This window comes from Pseudomonas oryziphila, from assembly GCF_003940825.1.
Taxonomy (GTDB): Bacteria; Pseudomonadota; Gammaproteobacteria; order Pseudomonadales; family Pseudomonadaceae; genus Aquipseudomonas; species Aquipseudomonas sichuanensis.
On sequence record NZ_CP034338.1, the window covers coordinates 3986331 to 4006003 of the forward strand.

Annotated in this window: 16 protein-coding genes; 15 read left to right on the top strand and 1 reads right to left on the bottom strand. The window is 64.7% G+C overall.

The window, feature by feature from the left end; translation table 11 throughout:
* The 14 genes from nuoE (at nucleotide 1) to EJA05_RS18820 (ending at nucleotide 17109) form a co-directional block, all read left to right on the top strand.
* Complete coding sequence (gene nuoE / locus EJA05_RS18760) at nucleotides 1–498, top strand: NADH-quinone oxidoreductase subunit NuoE (protein ID WP_012313767.1); 498 nt, start codon at nucleotides 1–3, stop codon at nucleotides 496–498.
* On the top strand, nucleotides 495–1856 hold the full coding sequence (gene nuoF / locus EJA05_RS18765; protein ID WP_125859387.1) for an NADH-quinone oxidoreductase subunit NuoF: 1362 nt from the start codon (nucleotides 495–497) through the stop codon (nucleotides 1854–1856). Before nuoE ends, nuoF begins: the two co-directional genes overlap by 4 nt.
* 133 nt (nucleotides 1857–1989) lie before the next feature.
* Nucleotides 1990–4704, top strand: a complete 2715-nt coding sequence (gene nuoG, locus EJA05_RS18770) for an NADH-quinone oxidoreductase subunit NuoG (RefSeq protein WP_125859388.1) — start codon at nucleotides 1990–1992, stop codon at nucleotides 4702–4704.
* On the top strand, nucleotides 4701–5708 hold the full coding sequence (nuoH, locus tag EJA05_RS18775) for an NADH-quinone oxidoreductase subunit NuoH (protein ID WP_110993938.1): 1008 nt from the start codon (nucleotides 4701–4703) through the stop codon (nucleotides 5706–5708). Before nuoG ends, nuoH begins: the two co-directional genes overlap by 4 nt.
* 11 nt (nucleotides 5709–5719) lie before the next feature.
* Nucleotides 5720–6268 (top strand): NADH-quinone oxidoreductase subunit NuoI, encoded by a 549-nt coding sequence (gene nuoI / locus EJA05_RS18780; protein WP_011534620.1) that lies wholly within the window; start codon nucleotides 5720–5722, stop codon nucleotides 6266–6268.
* 10 nt (nucleotides 6269–6278) lie between these two features.
* Nucleotides 6279–6779: an NADH-quinone oxidoreductase subunit J gene (nuoJ, locus tag EJA05_RS18785; protein WP_110993939.1), complete on the top strand. Its 501-nt coding sequence runs from the start codon at nucleotides 6279–6281 to the stop codon at nucleotides 6777–6779.
* 3 nt (nucleotides 6780–6782) lie between these two features.
* Nucleotides 6783–7091: an NADH-quinone oxidoreductase subunit NuoK gene (nuoK, locus tag EJA05_RS18790; protein ID WP_008096201.1), complete on the top strand. Its 309-nt coding sequence runs from the start codon at nucleotides 6783–6785 to the stop codon at nucleotides 7089–7091.
* Nucleotides 7088–8941: an NADH-quinone oxidoreductase subunit L gene (nuoL, locus tag EJA05_RS18795; RefSeq protein ID WP_110993940.1), complete on the top strand. Its 1854-nt coding sequence runs from the start codon at nucleotides 7088–7090 to the stop codon at nucleotides 8939–8941. The genes nuoK and nuoL overlap by 4 nt, the downstream gene beginning before the upstream one ends.
* Nucleotides 8942–8984: 43 nt before the next feature.
* Entirely contained in the window at nucleotides 8985–10517 is a 1533-nt protein-coding gene (gene nuoM / locus EJA05_RS18800) for an NADH-quinone oxidoreductase subunit M (protein ID WP_125859389.1), read from the top strand.
* A gap of 7 nt (nucleotides 10518–10524) precedes the next feature.
* On the top strand, nucleotides 10525–11994 hold the full coding sequence (nuoN, locus tag EJA05_RS18805; protein WP_110993942.1) for an NADH-quinone oxidoreductase subunit NuoN: 1470 nt from the start codon (nucleotides 10525–10527) through the stop codon (nucleotides 11992–11994).
* 243 nt (nucleotides 11995–12237) lie between these two features.
* On the top strand, nucleotides 12238–14289 hold the full coding sequence (locus EJA05_RS18810; protein WP_125859390.1) for a TonB-dependent receptor family protein: 2052 nt from the start codon (nucleotides 12238–12240) through the stop codon (nucleotides 14287–14289).
* A gap of 428 nt (nucleotides 14290–14717) precedes the next feature.
* Entirely contained in the window at nucleotides 14718–14852 is a 135-nt protein-coding gene (locus EJA05_RS28615) for a hypothetical protein (protein WP_258642464.1), read from the top strand.
* 50 nt (nucleotides 14853–14902) lie between these two features.
* Nucleotides 14903–15898, top strand: coding sequence for a class I SAM-dependent methyltransferase (locus EJA05_RS18815; RefSeq protein ID WP_125859391.1), 996 nt, complete (start codon nucleotides 14903–14905; stop codon nucleotides 15896–15898).
* A complete protein-coding gene (locus EJA05_RS18820) occupies nucleotides 15895–17109 on the top strand; it encodes a YcaO-like family protein (RefSeq protein ID WP_125859392.1) in 1215 nt (404 codons plus the stop codon). The genes EJA05_RS18815 and EJA05_RS18820 overlap by 4 nt, the downstream gene beginning before the upstream one ends.
* 1 nt (nucleotide 17110) lies before the next feature.
* Here EJA05_RS18820 and EJA05_RS18825 read toward each other — a convergent pair whose 3' ends face one another.
* The gene (locus tag EJA05_RS18825) at nucleotides 17111–18172 is read right to left on the bottom strand and encodes an AI-2E family transporter (protein ID WP_125859393.1); all 1062 of its coding nucleotides are present in this window, start codon (nucleotides 18170–18172) and stop codon (nucleotides 17111–17113) included.
* Between the two features lie 125 nt (nucleotides 18173–18297).
* Between EJA05_RS18825 and trhP the strand changes: the two genes are divergently transcribed.
* On the top strand, nucleotides 18298–19632 hold the full coding sequence (trhP, locus tag EJA05_RS18830; RefSeq protein ID WP_125464793.1) for a prephenate-dependent tRNA uridine(34) hydroxylase TrhP: 1335 nt from the start codon (nucleotides 18298–18300) through the stop codon (nucleotides 19630–19632).
* Nucleotides 19633–19673: the final 41 nt, after the last annotated feature.

Sequence of the window (19673 nt, forward strand, 5' to 3'; positions counted from 1 at the left end):
ATGAACAGCACGCTTATCCAAACCGACCGTTTCGCCCTGAGCGAAACCGAGCGCTCGGCCATCGAGCACGAGATGCACCACTACGAGGACCCGCGCGCGGCGTCCATCGAAGCCCTCAAGATCGTGCAGAAAGAGCGCGGCTGGGTGCCGGACGGCGCCATCTACGCCATCGGCGAAGTGCTGGGCATCCCTGCCAGCGACGTCGAGGGTGTGGCCACCTTCTACAGCCAGATCTTCCGCCAGCCGGTTGGCCGCCACATCATCCGTGTATGCGACAGCATGGTCTGCTACATCGGCGGCCACGAGTCCGTGGTCAGCCAGATCCAGAGCGAGCTGGGCATCGGCCTCGGCCAGACCACCGCCGACGGGCGTTTCACCCTGCTGCCGGTGTGCTGCCTGGGTAACTGCGACAAGGCCCCGGCGCTGATGATCGACGACGACACCTTTGGCGACGTGCAACCTGCCGGCGTCAGCAAGCTGCTGGAGGGTTACGTATGACCATCACTTCCTTCGGCCCGGCCAACCGCATTGCGCGCAGCGCCGAAACCCACCCGCTGACCTGGCGCCTGCGTGACGACGGCGAGCCGGTGTGGCTTGCCGAGTACGAGTCCAAGAACGGCTATGCCGCCGCGCGCAAGGCGCTGGCCGACATGTCCGCCGACGACATCGTGCAGAGCGTCAAGGACTCCGGCCTCAAGGGCCGTGGCGGCGCAGGCTTCCCCACTGGCGTGAAGTGGGGCCTGATGCCCAAAGACGAATCCATGAACATCCGCTACCTGCTGTGCAACGCGGATGAAATGGAGCCCAACACCTGGAAAGACCGCATGCTGATGGAGCAACAGCCCCATCTGCTGGTCGAAGGCATGCTGATCAGCGCCCGCGCACTCAAGGCCTACCGCGGCTACATCTTCCTGCGTGGCGAATACACCACCGCGGCGAAGAACCTCAATCGCGCCATCGATGAAGCCAAGGCCGCAGGCCTTCTGGGCAAGAACATCCTCGGTTCGGGCTTCGACTTCGAGCTGTTCGTGCACACCGGTGCCGGGCGCTACATCTGCGGTGAAGAAACCGCACTGATCAACTCCCTCGAAGGCCGCCGCGCCAACCCGCGCTCCAAGCCGCCCTTCCCTGCCGCCGTCGGCGTGTGGGGCAAGCCGACTTGCGTGAACAACGTCGAGACCCTGTGCAACGTGCCGGCCATCGTCGCCAACGGCAACGACTGGTACAAGTCGCTGGCCCGTGAAGGCAGCGAAGACCACGGCACCAAGCTGATGGGCTTCTCCGGCAAGGTGAAGAACCCTGGCCTGTGGGAGCTGCCGTTCGGCGTCACCGCCCGCGAGCTGTTCGAAGACTACGCCGGTGGCATGCGCGACGGCTTCAAGCTCAAGTGCTGGCAGCCAGGCGGCGCCGGTACCGGCTTCCTGCTGCCCGAGCACCTCGATGCGCAGATGTACGCCGGTGGCATCGCCAAGGTCGGCACCCGTATGGGTACGGGCCTGGCCATGGCGGTGGACGACAGCGTCAACATGGTTTCGCTGCTGCGCAACATGGAAGAGTTCTTCGCCCGCGAATCGTGCGGCTGGTGCACCCCGTGCCGTGACGGCCTGCCGTGGAGCGTGAAGATGCTGCGCGCCCTGGAGAAAGGCCAGGGCCGCGCCGAAGACATCGAGACCCTGCTGGGTCTGGTCAACTTCCTCGGCCCAGGCCGTACCTTCTGTGCTCACGCACCAGGTGCCGTCGAGCCATTGGGCAGTGCCATCAAATACTTCCGCTCGGAGTTCGAGGCCGGTGTGGCGCCAGAAAGCGCTGGCACCCTGCGCCCGAACCTGGCGAAGCCGATCGTGGTCGGCGCATAACAAGATGAAACAGCGGATGGTCCGTGCCATCCGCCAGCCCGCTGGCCGGCCCGAACGACTCGTGGCTGGCCGCAGGCTCACCGATTTCCATTAGCCACGCCCGCTCACGCGGGCCAACGAAGAACTTTGAACAATGGCCACTATCCACGTAGACGGCAAAGCGCTCGAAGTCAACGGTGCGGACAACCTGTTACAGGCGTGTCTGTCACTCGGCCTCGACATCCCCTATTTCTGCTGGCACCCGGCGCTCGGTAGCGTCGGCGCCTGCCGGCAGTGCGCGGTCAAGCAGTACACCGACGAGAACGACACCCGTGGTCGTATCGTCATGTCCTGCATGACCCCTGCCTCCGACGGCACCTGGATCTCCATCGACGATGAAGAGTCCAAGGCGTTCCGCGCCAGCGTCGTCGAATGGCTGATGACCAACCACCCGCACGACTGCCCGGTGTGCGAGGAAGGCGGTCACTGCCACCTGCAGGACATGACGGTAATGACCGGCCACAACGAGCGCCGCTACCGTTTCACCAAGCGTACCCACCAGAACCAGGACCTCGGCCCGTTCATCGCCCACGAGATGAACCGCTGCATCGCCTGCTACCGCTGCGTGCGCTACTACAAGGACTACGCCGGCGGCACCGACCTGGGTGTGTACGGCGCCCACGACAACGTGTACTTCGGTCGCGTTGAAGACGGCGTGCTGGAAAGCGAGTTCTCCGGCAACCTCACCGAGGTCTGCCCGACCGGTGTGTTCACCGACAAGACCCACTCCGAGCGCTACAACCGCAAGTGGGACATGCAGTTTGCTCCAAGCATCTGCCATGGCTGCTCCAGCGGTTGCAACATCAGCCCGGGTGAGCGCTACGGCGAACTGCGCCGCATCGAGAACCGTTTCAACGGCTCGGTGAACCAGTACTTCCTGTGCGACCGTGGCCGCTTCGGCTATGGCTACGTCAACCGCAGCGACCGCCCACGCCAGCCGCTGCTGGCAGACGGCACCAAGCTGTCGCTGGACGCCGCCCTGGACAAGGCCGCCGACCTGCTGCGCGGCCGCACCATCGTCGGTATCGGCTCGCCACGCGCCAGCCTCGAAAGCAACTACGGCCTGCGTGAGCTGGTCGGCGCCGAGTACTTCTACTCGGGTATGGAAGCCGGTGAACTGGCCCGTGTGCGCCTGGCGCTGAACGTGCTGAACAACAGCCCGCTGCCGGTGCCGACCCTGCGCGACATCGAAGACCACGACGCGGTGTTCGTGCTCGGTGAAGACCTCACCCAAACTGCCGCCCGTGTCGCCCTGGCCGTACGCCAGGCCACCAAGGGCAAGGCCGAAGCCATGGCCGACGCCATGCGCGTACAGCCTTGGCTGGACGCCGCGGTGAAGAACATCGGCCAGCACGCGCTGTACCCGCTGTTCATCGCATCCTTGGCTGAAACCAAGCTGGACGACGTTGCCGAAGAGTGTGTACACGCCGCTCCCGCCGACCTGGCCCGCATCGGTTTCGCCGTGGCCCACGCCATCGACCCGAGCGCCCCGGCCGTCGAAGGCCTGGACAGCGACGCCAAGGCCCTGGCCCAGCGTATCGCCGACGCCCTGGTCGCTGCCCAGCGCCCACTGATCGTCGCCGGTACTTCGCTGGCCGACCCGGCGCTGATCGAAGCCGCCGCCAACATCGCCAAGGCCCTCAAGCTGCGCGAGAAGAACGGCTCGCTGAGCCTGGTCGTGCCTGAGGCCAACAGCCTCGGCATGGCGATGATGGGCGGTGAGTCCATCGACGCCGCGCTGGACGCGGTGATCAGCGGCAAGGCCGACGCCATCGTCGTGCTGGAAAACGACCTGTACGCCCGCGTACCGGCCGCCAAGGTCGACGCCGCCCTGGCCGCGGCCAAAGTGGTAATCGTCGCAGACCACTCCAAGACCGCCACCAGCGACCGGGCCCACCTGGTACTGCCAGCCGCCTCGTTCGCCGAAGGCGACGGTACCCTGGTCAGCCAGGAAGGCCGTGCCCAGCGCTTCTTCCAGGTGTTCGACCCGCAATACCTGGACAGCAGCATCCAGATCCACGAAGGCTGGCGCTGGATGCACGCCCTGCGTGCCACCCTGCTCAACAAGCCGGTGGACTGGACCCAGCTGGATCACGTCACCAGCGCCTGCGCCGAAGCCGCCCCGCAACTGGCCGGCATCGTCAACGCCGCACCAAGCGCCGCGTTCCGCATCAAGGGCATGAAGCTGGCCCGTGAGCCGCTGCGCTACTCGGGCCGTACTGCCATGCGCGCCAACATCAGCGTGCACGAGCCGCGCACCCCGCAGGACAAGGACACCGCGTTCGCCTTCTCCATGGAAGGCTACTCGGGTTCGGCCGAACCGCGTCAGCAGGTGCCGTTCGCCTGGTCGCCGGGCTGGAACTCGCCACAAGCCTGGAACAAGTTCCAGGACGAGGTCGGTGGCCACCTGCGTGCCGGTGACCCGGGCGTGCGCCTGATCGAATCCCAAGGCGACCGCCTGAGCTGGTTCACCGCCATCCCTGGCGCGTTCAACCCGGCCCGTGGCACCTGGACCGCCGTACCGTTCTTCCACCTGTTCGGCAGCGAAGAGAGCTCCTCGCGCGCCGCCCCGGTGCAGGAGCGCATCCCGGCCGCCTACGTCGGCCTGGCCAAGTCCGAAGCCGACCGCCTGGGCGTCAACGACGGCGCGATGCTGAGCCTGAACGTGGCCGGTGTGTCGCTGCGCCTGCCGCTGCGTATCAATGAAGAGCTGGGCGCTGGCCTGGTTGCGTTGCCCAAAGGCCTGGCAGGCATTCCGCCCGCCATCTTCGGTGCATCCGTCGAAGGCCTGCAGGAGGCAGCACAATGAGCTGGTTCACCCCCGAAGTGATCGACGTGATCATTCAGGTCGTCAAGGCCATCGTGGTGCTGCTGGCCGTGGTGGTCTGCGGCGCGCTGCTCAGCTTCGTCGAGCGTCGCCTGCTGGGCTGGTGGCAGGACCGCTACGGTCCGAACCGCGTCGGCCCGTTCGGCATGTTCCAGATCGCTGCCGACATGCTGAAGATGTTCTTCAAGGAAGACTGGAACCCGCCCTTCGTCGACAAGATGATCTTCACCCTGGCGCCGGTCGTGGCCATGAGTGCCCTGCTGATCGGCTTCTCGATCATCCCGATCACCCCGGGCTGGGGCGTCGCCGACCTGAACATCGGCCTGCTGTTCTTCTTCGCCATGGCCGGCCTTTCGGTCTACGCCGTGCTGTTCGCCGGCTGGTCGTCGAACAACAAGTACGCCCTGCTGGGCAGCTTGCGTGCTTCGGCGCAGACCGTCTCGTACGAGGTGTTCCTGGGCCTGGCGCTGATGGGCGTGGTGGTGCAGGTGGGCTCGTTCAACATGCGCGACATCGTTGAATACCAGGCCCAGAACCTGTGGTTCATCATTCCGCAGTTCTTCGGCTTCTGTACCTTCTTCATCGCTGGCGTCGCCGTGACTCACCGTCACCCGTTCGACCAGCCGGAAGCGGAACAGGAACTGGCCGACGGCTACCACATCGAATACGCCGGCATGAAATGGGGCATGTTCTTCGTCGGTGAATACATCGGCATCATCCTGATCTCGGCGCTGCTGGTCACCCTGTTCTTCGGTGGCTGGCACGGTCCGTTCGACCTGCTGCCGCAGCTGCCGTTCTTCTGGTTCGCCCTGAAGACCGCGTTCTTCATCATGCTGTTCATCCTGCTGCGCGCCTCGATCCCGCGCCCACGCTATGACCAGGTGATGGACTTCAGCTGGAAGTTCTGCCTGCCGCTGACCCTGATCAATTTGCTGGTGACCGCTGCGATCGTGCTCTACAACACGCCAGCCGTCGCGGCCCAGTGAGGATTTGACCCATGTTCAAGTATATCGGCGACATCGTTAAGGGCACCGGCACCCAGCTGCGCAGCCTGGTGATGGTGTTCTCCCACGGGTTCCGCAAGCGCGACACCCTGCAGTACCCCGAAGAACCCGTGTACCTGCCGCCGCGCTACCGCGGCCGCATCGTCCTCACCCGCGACCCCGACGGCGAGGAGCGCTGCGTAGCGTGCAACCTCTGCGCGGTGGCCTGCCCGGTCGGCTGCATTTCGCTGCAGAAGGCCGAGACCGAGGACGGTCGTTGGTACCCCGAGTTCTTCCGCATCAACTTCTCGCGTTGCATCTTCTGCGGCCTGTGTGAAGAAGCGTGCCCGACCACCGCGATCCAGCTCACCCCGGATTTCGAAATGGCCGAGTTCAAGCGTCAGGACCTGGTGTACGAGAAAGAAGATCTGCTGATCTCCGGCCCCGGCAAGAACCCTGACTACAACTTCTACCGTGTTGCCGGTATGGCCATCGCTGGCAAGCCGAAAGGCTCTGCGCAGAACGAAGCCGAGCCGATCAACGTGAAGAGCTTGCTCCCATAAGGACAGAAAGATGGAATTCGCTTTCTACTTCGCATCCGGTGTCGCCGTTGTTTCCACGCTTCGCGTGGTGACCGGCACCAACCCGGTGCACGCCCTGCTCTACCTGATCATCTCGCTGATTTCCGTGGCGATGATCTTCTTCTCCCTCGGTGCGCCGTTCGCCGGCGCCCTGGAAGTGATCGCCTACGCCGGCGCCATCATGGTGCTGTTCGTGTTCGTGGTGATGATGCTCAACCTCGGGCCGGCCTCGGTCGCCCAGGAACGCGGCTGGCTCAAGCCCGGCATCTGGGCGGGGCCGGTGATCCTCGCCGCCCTGCTGCTGCTGGAGCTGCTGTACGTGCTGTTCGTCAGCCCGTCGGGCGCCGCCATCAGCGGTACCACCGTCAGCGCCAAGGAAGTCGGCATCAGCCTGTTCGGGCCGTACCTGCTGGTGGTCGAACTGGCTTCGATGCTGCTGCTCGCGGCAGCCGTCACCGCCTTCCACCTGGGCCGCAACGAGGCGAAGGAGTAAATCATGGGTGCTATCCCTCTCGAGCATGGTCTGGCGGTCGCCGGCATCCTGTTCTGCTTAGGTCTGGTTGGCCTGATGGTCCGCCGCAACATCCTCTTCGTGCTCATGAGCCTGGAAGTCATGATGAACGCCTCTGCCCTGGCGTTCATCGTCGCCGGTGCCCGTTGGGTCCAGCCCGACGGCCAGGTGATGTTCATTCTGGTGATCAGCCTGGCAGCCGCCGAAGCCAGCATTGGCCTGGCGATCCTGCTGCAGCTGTATCGCCGCTTCCACACTCTCGACATCGATGCTGCCAGTGAGATGCGCGGATGAACCTTATCTTCCTGACGTTCGTATTCCCCCTGATCGGCTTCCTGCTGCTGTCGTTCTCCCGTGGACGGTTCTCGGAGAACCTGTCCGCACTGATCGGCGTCGGCTCGGTCGGTCTGTCGGCGGCCACCGCCGCCTACGTGATCTGGCAGTTCAACGTCGCCCCGCCTGAGGGCGGTGCGTACAGCCAGCTGCTGTGGCAGTGGATGTCGGTGGACGGCTTCGCGCCGAACTTCACCCTGTACGTGGATGGCCTGTCGGTCACCATGCTGGGCGTGGTCACCGGTGTCGGCTTCCTGATCCACCTGTTCGCCTCCTGGTACATGCGTGGCGAAGCCGGTTACTCGCGCTTCTTCTCGTACACCAACCTGTTCATCGCCAGCATGCTGTTCCTGGTGCTGGGCGATAACCTGCTGTTCATCTACTTCGGCTGGGAAGGCGTGGGCCTGTGCTCGTACCTGTTGATCGGTTTCTACTACAGCAACCGCAACAACGGTAACGCGGCGCTCAAGGCGTTCATCGTCACCCGCATCGGCGACGTGTTCATGGCCATCGGCCTGTTCATCCTGTTCGCCCAGCTGGGCACGCTGAACGTGCAGGAACTGCTGGTGCTGGCACCGCAGAAGTTCCAGGCCGGTGACACCTGGATGGTCCTGGCCACCCTGATGCTGCTGGGTGGCGCGGTCGGTAAATCGGCCCAGCTGCCGCTGCAGACCTGGCTGGCCGACGCGATGGCGGGCCCGACCCCGGTTTCGGCACTGATCCACGCCGCAACCATGGTGACCGCGGGCGTGTACCTGATCGCCCGTACCAACGGCCTGTTCCTGCTGGCCCCGGACGTCCTGCATCTTGTGGGCGTGGTCGGTGGCGTGACCCTGGTGCTGGCCGGCTTCGCCGCGCTGGTGCAGACCGACATCAAGCGTATCCTCGCTTACTCGACCATGAGCCAGATCGGCTACATGTTCCTGGCCCTGGGCGTAGGTGCCTGGGACGCGGCGATCTTCCACCTGATGACCCACGCCTTCTTCAAGGCCCTGCTGTTCCTTGCCTCGGGTGCGGTGATCGTTGCCTGCCACCACGAGCAGGACATCTTCAAGATGGGCGGCCTGTGGAAGAAGCTGCCGTTGGCCTATGCCAGCTTCGTGGTCGGTGGCGCTGCACTGGCCGCCTTGCCGATCCTGACCGTGGGCTTCTACTCCAAGGATGAGATCCTCTGGGAAGCCTTCGCCAGCGGCAACACCGGCCTGCTGTACGCCGGCCTGGTCGGCGCTTTCATGACCTCGCTGTACACCTTCCGCCTGATCTTCATCGCCTTCCACGGCGAAGCCAAGACCGAAGCCCACGCCGGCCACGGCATCAGCCACTGGCTGCCGCTGGGTGTGCTGATCGTGCTGTCGACCTTCATCGGCGCCTGGATCCACCCGCCGCTGGCAGGCGTGCTGCCTGAGAGCGCCGGCCACGCCGGTGGCGAAGCCAAGCACTCGCTGGAGATCGCCTCGGGCGCCATCGCCATCGCCGGTATCCTGTTGTCGGCCCTGCTGTTCCTGGGCAAGCGTCGCTTTGTCAGCAGCATCGCCAACAGTGGTATCGGTCGCGTCCTGTCGGCCTGGTGGTTCGCCGCCTGGGGCTTCGACTGGATCTACGACAAGCTGTTCGTCAAACCTTACCTGCTGATCTGCCACATCCTGCGCAAGGACCCGGTGGACCGCAGCATCGGCCTGATCCCACGGATGGCTCGCGGCGGCAACGTCGCCATGAGCAAGACCGAGACCGGCCAGCTGCGTTGGTACACCGCCTCGATCGCCGTCGGCGCCGTGCTGGTGCTGGGCGCCGTGGTAGTGGCTGCGGTATGACTATGAAGAACCTTGCGACTTTGCCAAAGGAAACCAACCCGTCATGATTTTGCCTTGGCTGATCCTGATCCCCTTCATCGGCGGCCTCCTGTGCTGGCTGGGTGAGCGCTTCGGCGCCACCCTGCCCCGCTGGATCGCGCTGCTGACCATGTCCCTGCTGCTCGGCATCGGCCTGTGGCTGTGGGCTAACGGCGACTACACCCTGGCCCCGGCGCCAGGCGCCGAACCGCACTGGGCCCTCGAATACAAGTTCGAGTGGATCAAGCGCTTCGGCATCAGCGTGCACCTGGCCCTGGACGGCCTGTCGCTGCTGATGATCCTGCTGACCGGCCTGCTCGGCGTGCTGTCGGTACTGTGCTCGTGGAAAGAGATCCAGCGCCACGTCGGCTTCTTCCACCTCAACCTGATGTGGATCCTCGGCGGCGTGGTCGGTGTGTTCCTGGCCCTGGACCTGTTCCTGTTCTTCTTCTTCTGGGAAATGATGCTGGTGCCGATGTACTTCCTCATCGCGCTCTGGGGTCACAGTTCGTCGGACGGCAAGAAGACCCGGATCTACGCGGCGACCAAGTTCTTCATCTTCACCCAGGCCAGCGGCCTGATCATGCTGGTGGCGATCCTTGGCCTGGTGCTGGTCAACTACAACACCACCGGTGTGCTGACCTTCAACTACAGCGACCTGCTCAAGGCCGAACTGCCGGCTGGCGTGGAATACGTGCTGATGCTGGGCTTCTTCATCGCCTTCGCGGTGAAACTGCCGGTGGTACCGTTCCACTCCTGGCTGCCTGACGCTCACGCCCAGGCACCGACCGCAGGTTCCGTGGACCTGGCGGGCATCCTGCTGAAGACCGCGGCCTACGGCCTGCTGCGCTTCGCCCTGCCGCTGTTCCCGAATGCCTCGGCCGAGTTTGCGCCGATCGCCATGACCCTGGGCCTGATCGGTATCTTCTACGGTGCCTTCCTGGCCTTCGCGCAAACCGACATCAAGCGCCTGATCGCCTTCTCCAGCGTCTCGCACATGGGCTTCGTGCTGATCGGCATCTACTCCGGCAGCCTGCAGGCCCTGCAAGGCGCGGTGATCCAGATGCTGGCCCACGGCCTGTCGGCCGCCGCGCTGTTCATCCTGTCCGGCCAGCTGTACGAGCGCCTGCATACCCGTGACATGCGCCAGATGGGTGGCCTGTGGCACCGCATCGCCTACCTGCCGGCCATCAGCCTGTTCTTCGCCGCCGCGTCGCTGGGCCTGCCAGGCACCGGCAACTTCGTCGGTGAGTTCCTGATCCTGATCGGCAGCTTCGCCCACGTGCCGTGGATCACCGTGATTGCCACCACTGGCCTGGTGTTCGGTTCGGTCTACTCGCTGATCATGATCCACCGCGCCTACTTCGGCCCGGCCAAGGCCGACACCGTACTGGCCGGCATGGACACCCGCGAGATGATCATGGTGCTGGGCCTGGCTGGCCTGCTGATCCTGCTGGGCGTGTATCCGCAGCCGTTCCTCGACACCTCTGCCGCCACCATGAGCGGTGTGCAGCAGTGGCTCGGTTCCGCTTTCACTCAACTCGCTTCGGCCCGGTAAGAGCGCTATGGAATTCACCACTCAACACTTCATCGCATTGGCGCCGATGCTGATCACCACCATCACCACGGTGGTGGTGATGCTGGCGATCGCCTGGAAGCGCAACCACTCGCAGACGTTCCTGCTGTCCACCGTGGGCCTGAACCTGGCCCTGCTGTCGATCCTGCCGGCACTCAAAGTTGCACCGCTGGCGGTCACCTCGCTGGTCACCATCGACAAGTTCGCCTGCCTGTACATGGCCATCGTGCTGGTGGCGACGCTGGCCTGCGTGACCCTCGCCCACGCTTATCTGGGCGAAGGTTCCAAGGGCTTCCCGGGCAACCGTGAAGAGCTTTACCTGCTGCTGCTGATGTCGGCACTGGGCGGCCTGGTGCTGGTCAGCGCCAACCACCTGGCCGGCCTGTTCATCGGCCTGGAGCTGCTGTCGGTGCCGGTCTACGGCCTGGTGGCGTATGCGTTCTTCAACAAGCGCTCGCTGGAAGCCGGCATCAAGTACATGGTGCTGTCGGCCGCCGGTTCCGCCTTCCTGCTGTTCGGCATGGCCCTGCTGTACGCCGACGCCGGCAGCCTGACCTTCGACCAGCTGGGCAAGGCCCTGGCCGCCACCAGCATGCCAAGCCTGCTGGCCCAGCTGGGCCTGGGCATGATGCTGGTCGGCCTGGCGTTCAAGCTGTCGCTGGTGCCGTTCCACCTGTGGACCCCGGACGTGTACGAAGGCGCCCCGGCGCCGGTGGCCGCGTTCCTGGCCACCGCCAGCAAGGTCGCGGTGTTCGCCGTGGTCGTGCGCCTGTTCATGCTCTCCCCTGCCGCCAGCAGCGGCGTGCTGAGCACCGTACTGGCGGTCATCGCCGTGGCCTCGATCCTGATCGGCAACCTGCTGGCGCTGACCCAGAGCAACCTCAAGCGCCTGCTCGGTTACTCGTCCATCGCCCACTTCGGCTACCTGGTCATCGCCCTGGTTGCCAGCAAGGGCCTGGCCATGGAAGCCATGGGTGTGTACCTGGTCACCTACGTGATCACCAGCCTCGGCGCCTTCGGCGTGATCACCCTGATGTCCTCGCCCTACGCCGGCCGTGACGCCGACGCCCTGTACGAGTACCGCGGCCTGTTCTGGCGCCGTCCGTACCTGACCGCGGTACTGACCGTGATGATGCTGTCGCTGGCCGGTATCCCGCTGACTGCGGGCTTCATCGGCAAGTTCTACATCATTGCCACCGGTGTCGAGTCGCAGCTGTGGTGGCTGGTCGGCGCCCTGGTGCTGGGCAGTGCCATCGGCGTGTACTACTACCTGCGCGTCATGGTCACCCTGTACCTGGTCGAGCCGAACCTGCGTCGCCACGACGCCCCGCTGAAGTGGGAACAGCGCACCGGCGGCGTGATGCTGCTGGCCATCGCCATTCTCGCCTTCGTGCTGGGTGTGTACCCGCAGCCACTGCTGGAAATGGTGCAACAGGCTGGCCTGCAACTGATCGGTTGATCGGCTGGACGATGTGAAAGAAACCCCGCCTCGGCGGGGTTTCTTTTTGCCTGAAGGAAATCACGGGCTTCTTCGCGGGTAAACCCGCTCCCACAGGTTCACCACTTACCTTGCAATCAGTGGTGATCCTGTGGGAGCGGGTTTACCCGCGAAGAAGCGACTGCGGTTTACAGATCGACCACTGTGCTTCGTCTGCCTTTTGCAGCGTCAGACTCCCGCACTCGATCTGGAACCTCGCCCCCCATGCGCCCCACCCTGCCCTACTCCCTGCTGGCCCTGTTCGTCGCCAGCACCACCCAGGCCGCCAACCGCGTCGAACTCGACCAGGTGCTGATCCAGGGCCAGCAGCAATCCGAACTGGAAGCCGCCGCCGAGCGTCTGCGCGAAATCCCCGGCGCCAGCAACCTGGTGGACATGGACAAGGTGGGCCAGGGCCGGGTGGCCAGCAACCAGGACGTGCTCGCCTACCAGCCTGGGGTGTTCGCCCAGTCGGCCGGCAACGACGGCATCAAGCTGTCGATCCGCGGCTCGGGCATCAACCGTGCGCCCGGCGCCCACGGCTCCGGCGTCTACACCATGTTCGACGGCCTGCCGCTGACCGGCCCAGGTGGCACCCCCTATGAACTGTTCGAGCCGCTGTGGCTGAGCCGCGCCGAAGTGCTGCGCGGCGCCAACGGCTTCGACCAGGGCTCGCTGGCCCTCGGCGGGGCGATCAACTACGTCACCCATACCGGCTACGATGCCGCGCCCTTGCAGGTGCGCTACGAGGTCGGCAGCCGTGGCTACCAGCACCGGCATGTCAGCAGCGGCCAGGTGCTGGGCAACCTCGACTACTACGTGGCCCTGACCGACTCGGAATACGACGGTTACCAGGCCCACAGCAGCGGCAGCGCCAAGGGCATCGCCGCCAACCTTGGCTACCGCTTCAACCCGAACCTGGAAACGCGCTTCTACCTGCGCTACCGGGAAACCGAGAACGACCTGGCCGGGCGCCTGACCAAAGACCAGATCAAGCACCACCCGCGCGCGGCCAACGCCGCCTACCTGGCCCGCGACGACAGCCGCCCGCAGCCGGGCAGCACCTGGGTGGGCAACAAGACCACCTTCTTCCTCGATGACGATTCGCGCCTGGAGGCCGGGCTGGTCTATCACGACTTCCCCATGGACCTGCGCGAAGGCCCGATGCGCCTGAAGGTCGCCTACACCGATGTCAGCGGCACCCTGAACTACATGCGTCGCGACACCTTGTTCGGCCACGAGAGCAAGACCACGGTCGGCTGGCGCACCACCAAGCACCTGCCCAACAGCGGTGCCTCGCAGTTCGCCCGCAGCGGCGGCGACAATTTCGGCGCCCGCAGCCGCGACTTCAGCTACCAGGGCTCGGACACCGTGCTGCATGTGGGCAACGACCTCGAGCTGATCCCCGACCTGTGGCTCACCACCGGGCTTGCAGCGATCTACACCCGTCGCGAGAGCGACGTCAGCTATCCCGCCACGGGCGGCAAGGTCAGCCAGCACGACTGGGACTTCGCACCGCGCGTGGGCCTGCGCTACGACATCCGCCCGGACCTGCAGGTGTACGGCAACCTCAGCCGTTCGGTGGAGCCGCCGCACCCGTGGTCGCTGGTCTGGAGCTCGACCTCGACGACCCAGCCGATCGAGATGCAGAACCAGACCGCCACCACCCTGGAACTGGGCGCACGCGGCGATTCGGCGCTGGGCCGATGGGACCTGGCCTGGTACTACTCGCAGGTTCGCCATGAACTGCTGGCCGTGGAGATCGTGCAAGGGGCGCTGCCCAAGGAGTTCAACGCCAGCCCCACGGTGCATCAGGGCGTCGAAGCCGGCCTGGACAGCACCCTCTGGGAGCAGCCTGGCACTGGCAAGCTCAGCCTGCGCCAGGCCTATACCTTCAGCGACTTCCACTACCGCGACGACGACAAGTTCGGCGACAACCGCCTGCCCGGCATCCCCATGCACTACTACCAGGCCGAACTGCGCTACGACTGGCCGAGCGGTTTCTACGCCGGGGTAAATACGCAGATGGCCTCCAAGGTGCAGGTGGACTATGCCAACAGCTACCCCGCCGACGCCTACGCCCTGCTCGGCGCGCGGCTGGGCTGGGATTCGCCGAAACGTGACTGGCAGACCTGGCTGGACCTGCGCAACCTGACCAACAAGCGCTACGCAGCGACAGTGACGCCGGGGTATGACGATGGCGGCAAGGATGTCGCCCGTTCGACGCCGGGGGAAGGTTTCGCCGCTTATCTGGGCGTTTCATACAGCTTCCGCTAGGCCATCGGTCTGCGCTGAAAACGCGCCTTGATGGATTTATTTCACCTAGGCGCGGCGTAACGCCTATCGAGCAAGGTTTGACTTACAGGCCTGGGTAAACAATACCGGCCTGCTTGAGGCCATTCCCGCTTCGGCACTGAACAAAACTTACACGCCTGCGTCAGCACTCCCTGATCCTAAGTATTTTTTCATCTGCAAATGCAGCCTCGGCAGTTACACAAGCCACGCATGCCGAGGCCTTATCCCACAGTGCGCTACCGGTTTACGCCCTCCTGCGTTCCCCTACCCCATCCGCATTCCTGTCTGGCGCCAAGGCAGAGGGAAATAACTCCCATTTAAACAGGCGGTGGTGATTCGCAAGAATTCCAACGGCAACGAAATGGTCGTTGCACCACTACTTGTACGGAGAATCAAAGATGGGCACCTACATGGGTATCAGATTCAACTCCCAACACGAAGAACAGTCCGAGGCCATCACCCAGGCACCCTCCCAGGTCCAGCCTGAGCAGATCGATGCGCAGCACCTGGCTGAGCACGAGAAACAGCAACTGAACGACGAGTAACGTGCTTGCGCAAGGTGCGCCAACAGGCCACCTTGCGCCCGGGAGCCCCCATGCCATCAGCAACCGAAAGGCCCATCAACCGCGAATTGTTCGAGGCCCAGGCCAGACACCTGGCCTGCGTGCTTGCCTTGCCCGCCATGGAGCAAGTCGGCATCACATCGAGCGCCCGAATAGACGAGCCAGTCGGCCCCGGGCTCAACAACCTGTTCCTGCTGCGGGTCGACGGTATCGAGCACCTCGGGCGTAGGGTACCGGGCGCCAACGGCGAGCTGGATAGCCGCCTGACACCCGACATGCTGCTGGGCACACTGCTGCAAGCGCGCTGGGACGAGCAGGGCTGGCACTGCCGATACCAGCCGCTGACCGACAGCCAATGCCAGGCGCTGTTCCAGCGAGCACTCACGTCTTCCAGCCACAGGATCCATTTCCCGTTTCCGGAACTGGACAGCCAATGCCGGGAGCAGGTCGCGCCCCCCTGCTTCTGGGATGCCCCGCAAAATCTGGCCAAGCACCTGGACCGCCAGGAACAGCACTTTCGCGACACCAGCATCGCCCTGCTCGCAGGCCGCCTGCGCCCCGGCGCAATCATTCATGATCCGGCGTGCTCTACCGGCACCTTCATCGCCGCGCTGGCACGCGCACTGCCAACCACTCATTGCGTGGGCGCGGATCGTTCTGCGGCAATGATCGACCATGCGACCGCCAGCCATCGGTTGCCGAACCTGAGTTTCGAGGTCGCCGACGCCAATGCGCCAATCATGCCTGCGGGCAGTTGCGACGTGCTGATCCTGCGCTTCCTGAACGCCGAGATGATGACGCGCGCTTGCGCCCTTGCACTGTTCGAGCATCTTACCGGCCTAGTCCGCCCCGGCGGCATGGCCCTGGTGTTCGGCCAATCGAGTGTGTTGTTCGACGTCGAGCGGCAGGCGCGCCGGCTTGGCCTGCAAGTCGCCAGCAGCCTGGCCGAGGTCCCCGGCTCCTTGCAGTTGTTCCAGTTCTACCAACTGGTCTGCCCTATGCCCCTCTTGGAACAGAAGCCCTCATGAACAGACCTGCCGAACGCGAATACAGCCTGGACGTGGCCAAAGTACGCGTCGAAGAGCAACTGGCATTGCTTGGCTTGCACCTTGAAGAAACAGTCCTGGGCAAGGGCCTCGGCTCGGTACTGATAAGCCTGAGCGACGCGGTGACCGGCAGGATTGCTCAAGGCAGCGGCAAGGGGGGGCTCGAGGAAGCCCGTGTAGGCGCACGCTTCGAGGCACTAGAGCACTACCTCGACGAGCACCAGCCACGCCCGTTGCACGTGCGCAGCACCGTCAGCCTGGCCCGCCAGGCACACCTGCAAGGCGACTTCCTGCTGCCCTGGCTGAAGGCCCAGCCCGACCGATACCTGGCTTGCCAACGCTACACCGACATCCACGCCAAGCCGCTGTTCGACTACCCGCTTGGCGTCACCCTCCCTGATTACGCCGACCAGGCCCTGCCAGGTGACGACTTCGACCACCGTGGGCTCAGGCGTTACAGCAGCAACGATGGCGCAGCAATCGGCGCCAGCCGCGACGAGGCTGTGCTGCACGCCCTGAACCAGATCATCGAACGCGATGCGCTATCGCTGTTCATGCTGCGCCACTTCTACTACCAGCGCCGCGAAGCCGTGCTGCAGGTGCTGCGCCCAGCGGCCAGCTCGGCGCTATCACGCTTATGGGGCGAGGCCGAACGCTGCCTGGACAGCCCCATCGCCGTGCTGGACATCAGCAACGAATTCGCCAGCCGCAGCTTCCTGGCCCTGTGCCTTCGCCCGGCCTCGCCCTTGCAGGCCAACGTGGTCGGCTGCGGCGCCTCATTCGACACCTGGCACGGTATACAGCGTGCCTTGAGCGAGCTGGTACAGCTGCAACTCAACAGCCGGTTGCCACAGGGCCGTCAGCAGTTGCAGCAGGCAGCGGGTGCACTGGCGACCTGGCCAAGACTGCAACGCTGCCAGCAGCTCGATATTGCCGCCCTGCTGGATAACAGCCGCGACTGCGCCTTGCCGGAACCGCTGCCCGCACAGACGGTCACCCAACAACTAGAGGCGCTGGTGGACGACTTGAATCGGCACGGTCATCAGGTGGGCATCTGCGAAGTGTTTCGGGGCGCCCAGGGAATCAGCCTGATCAACGCCCTGGTGCCAGGGCTGGAACGTTTCCATCTGGTCCGCAGCGGTAATCTGGTACTGCCTGGCCCGCGTGGTCTGCGCCTGGCGGAAGGCGGATGACTCACGGCAACTGCACCTGCGGCTTGGTCGAGGCAAAGATCGCCCAGCTGGACACGAACAACGCCGCGATCAACGGCCCGATCACAAAGCCATTGAGTCCGAATACCGCCAGCCCGCCCAAGGTGGACACCAGCACCAGGTAGTCCGGCATGCGCGTGTCCTTGCCCACCAGGATCGGCCGCAACAGGTTGTCCACCAGCCCGATCACCAGTACCCCGAAGGCAGTCAGCACGATGCCCTGCCAGGTCGCCCCGGTCAGGATGAAATAGGCCGCCACCGGCGCCCAGACGATCCCCGCGCCCACCGCCGGCAGCAGCGACAGGAACGCCATCAGCACCGCCCAGATCAGCGCACTGGGGATATCCAGCACCCAGAAGATCAACCCGCCCAATGCGCCCTGGGTAATCGCCACCAGCAGGTTGCCCTTGACCGTGGCCCGTACCACGCGCTTGAACTTCAGCTGCAAACGGCGCTTCTGCTGCTCGGGCAGCGGTACGGCCTGGCGTACCTTGCGCGCCACCTCTGCGCCTTCGCGCAGGAAGAAGTACAAGAGGTAGAGCATGATGCCGAAGCTCACCAGGAACTCGAAGGTGCCCTGCCCGAAGCTGAATGCCTGCCCTGCAAGGAACTGGCTGCCTTGGGTGGCCCACTTGGTGATCTTGTCGCGCAGACCGTCGAGGTTGCCCATGCCCATGCGGTCCAGGGCATGCTGGGCATAGTTCGGGAGCATGTCCTTGCCGCGTTCGATATAGCCGGCAATGTCCAGTTGGCCGCTCTCCACGCGCTGGTACAGCGCCGCGCCCTCCTGCACCAGCAGCATGCTGATGATGATCACCGGCAGCACCGCGATCAGCAGGCAGACCACCAGGGCCAGTGACGTCGCCAGGTTGCGCCGCCCGCCCAGGCGCAGCAGCAGACGACGCTGCAAGGGCGCGAAGAGGATGCCCAGCACCACCGCCCAGAAGATTGCGCCGAAGTACGGCAAGAGAATCCAGATGAAGGCAATGGTCACCAGCGCCAGCAGCGCAGTCAGGGCCTTGTTCTGCAACACGGTCTCGTTCATGGGCATTCCTCAGGGGCTCAACACTTTAGTGCGCGCCATAACGGCAAAAGTGCCGTTGACCCAGATCAATACCGCCGCAGCGCCGCCGCCGTAGCATCCGCGCCTTTTGCCCCTGGTGCGCACCCATGACCTCACCCGCCAAGCCCGAACTGCTGGCCCCCGCCGGCACCCTGAAGACCATGCGCTATGCCTTCGCCTATGGCGCCGACGCGGTGTACGCCGGCCAGCCGCGCTACAGCCTGCGGGTGCGCAACAACGAATTCGACCACGCCAACCTGGCACGCGGCATCCAGGAGGCCCAGGCCCAGGGCAAGCGCTTCTACGTGGTGGTCAACATCGCCCCGCACAATGCCAAGCTCAAGACCTTCCTCAGGGACCTGGCACCGGTGATCGCAATGGGCCCGGACGCGCTGATCATGTCCGACCCGGGGCTGATCATGCTGGTGCGCCAGCACTTCCCGCAGATGGCCATCCACCTCTCGGTGCAGGCCAACACGGTGAACTGGGCCAGCGTGCAGTTCTGGCAGCAGATGGGGCTGACGCGGGTGATCCTGTCGCGGGAGCTGTCGCTGGAAGAGATCGAAGAGATCCGCCAGCAGGTGCCGCAGATGGAACTGGAAGTGTTCGTCCACGGCGCGTTGTGCATGGCGTACTCCGGGCGCTGCCTGCTGTCGGGCTACCTGAACAAGCGCGACGCCAACCAGGGCTCGTGCACCAACGCCTGCCGCTGGAAGTACCAGGCCACCCCGGCCACCGAGAACGCCACCGGCGATATCGTGCGTGAATTCGAACCGACCCTGGGGCTGGGTGCGCCAACCGACCAGGTGTTCCTGCTGCAGGAGAGCAACCGCCCGGGCGAAGAGATGCCGGCCTTCGAGGACGAGCACGGCACCTACATCATGAACGCCAAGGACCTGCGCGCCATCCAGCATGTCGAGCGGCTGGCGCAGATGGGCGTGCACTCGCTGAAGATCGAGGGCCGCACCAAGTCGCACTTCTACTGTGCCCGTGCGGTGCAGTCATACCGTCAGGCCATCGACGACGCGGTGGCCGGAAGGCCGTTCGACCGAGGCCTGATGGGCAACCTCGAATCCCTCGCCCAGCGCGGCTACACCGAGGGTTTCCTGCGCCGCCACGTGCACGACGAGTACCAGAACTACCAGCGCGGCAATTCGGTGTCCGAGCGCCAGCAATTCGTGGGCGAGCTGACTGGCGTGCGGGTTGACGGCCTGGCCGAAGTGAAAGTGAAGAACCGCTTCGCCGTGGGCGACCACCTGGAGCTGATGACTCCGCGTGGCAACTACCACTTCGACCTGCACCGCCTGCACGACCGCCAGCAGCAGGCAATCGAAGTGGCACCCGGCGATGGCCACGTGGTGTACCTGCCGATCCCCGAGCAGGTGTCGCTGGAGTTCGGCCTGCTGATGCGTGACCTGGACAACGCCGAGGCGCCTGCCTGACAAATCTGTAATGCACGCCTCAGGTGACTGACAGGCGCTGG

Bases quoted from the DNA above. Each gene is read 5' to 3' on its own strand.
- nuoE (WP_012313767.1), top strand. From the start codon at position 1: ATGAACAGCACGCTTATCCAAACCGACCGTTTCGCCCTGAGCGAAACC.
- nuoF (WP_125859387.1), top strand. From the start codon at position 495: ATGACCATCACTTCCTTCGGCCCGGCCAACCGCATTGCGCGCAGCGCC.
- nuoG (WP_125859388.1), top strand. From the start codon at position 1,990: ATGGCCACTATCCACGTAGACGGCAAAGCGCTCGAAGTCAACGGTGCG.
- nuoH (WP_110993938.1), top strand. From the start codon at position 4,701: ATGAGCTGGTTCACCCCCGAAGTGATCGACGTGATCATTCAGGTCGTC.
- nuoI (WP_011534620.1), top strand. From the start codon at position 5,720: ATGTTCAAGTATATCGGCGACATCGTTAAGGGCACCGGCACCCAGCTG.
- nuoJ (WP_110993939.1), top strand. From the start codon at position 6,279: ATGGAATTCGCTTTCTACTTCGCATCCGGTGTCGCCGTTGTTTCCACG.
- nuoK (WP_008096201.1), top strand. From the start codon at position 6,783: ATGGGTGCTATCCCTCTCGAGCATGGTCTGGCGGTCGCCGGCATCCTG.
- nuoL (WP_110993940.1), top strand. From the start codon at position 7,088: ATGAACCTTATCTTCCTGACGTTCGTATTCCCCCTGATCGGCTTCCTG.
- nuoM (WP_125859389.1), top strand. From the start codon at position 8,985: ATGATTTTGCCTTGGCTGATCCTGATCCCCTTCATCGGCGGCCTCCTG.
- nuoN (WP_110993942.1), top strand. From the start codon at position 10,525: ATGGAATTCACCACTCAACACTTCATCGCATTGGCGCCGATGCTGATC.
- EJA05_RS18810 (WP_125859390.1), top strand. From the start codon at position 12,238: ATGCGCCCCACCCTGCCCTACTCCCTGCTGGCCCTGTTCGTCGCCAGC.
- EJA05_RS28615 (WP_258642464.1), top strand. From the start codon at position 14,718: ATGGGTATCAGATTCAACTCCCAACACGAAGAACAGTCCGAGGCCATC.
- EJA05_RS18815 (WP_125859391.1), top strand. From the start codon at position 14,903: ATGCCATCAGCAACCGAAAGGCCCATCAACCGCGAATTGTTCGAGGCC.
- EJA05_RS18820 (WP_125859392.1), top strand. From the start codon at position 15,895: ATGAACAGACCTGCCGAACGCGAATACAGCCTGGACGTGGCCAAAGTA.
- EJA05_RS18825 (WP_125859393.1), bottom strand. From the start codon at position 18,172: ATGAACGAGACCGTGTTGCAGAACAAGGCCCTGACTGCGCTGCTGGCG.
- trhP (WP_125464793.1), top strand. From the start codon at position 18,298: ATGACCTCACCCGCCAAGCCCGAACTGCTGGCCCCCGCCGGCACCCTG.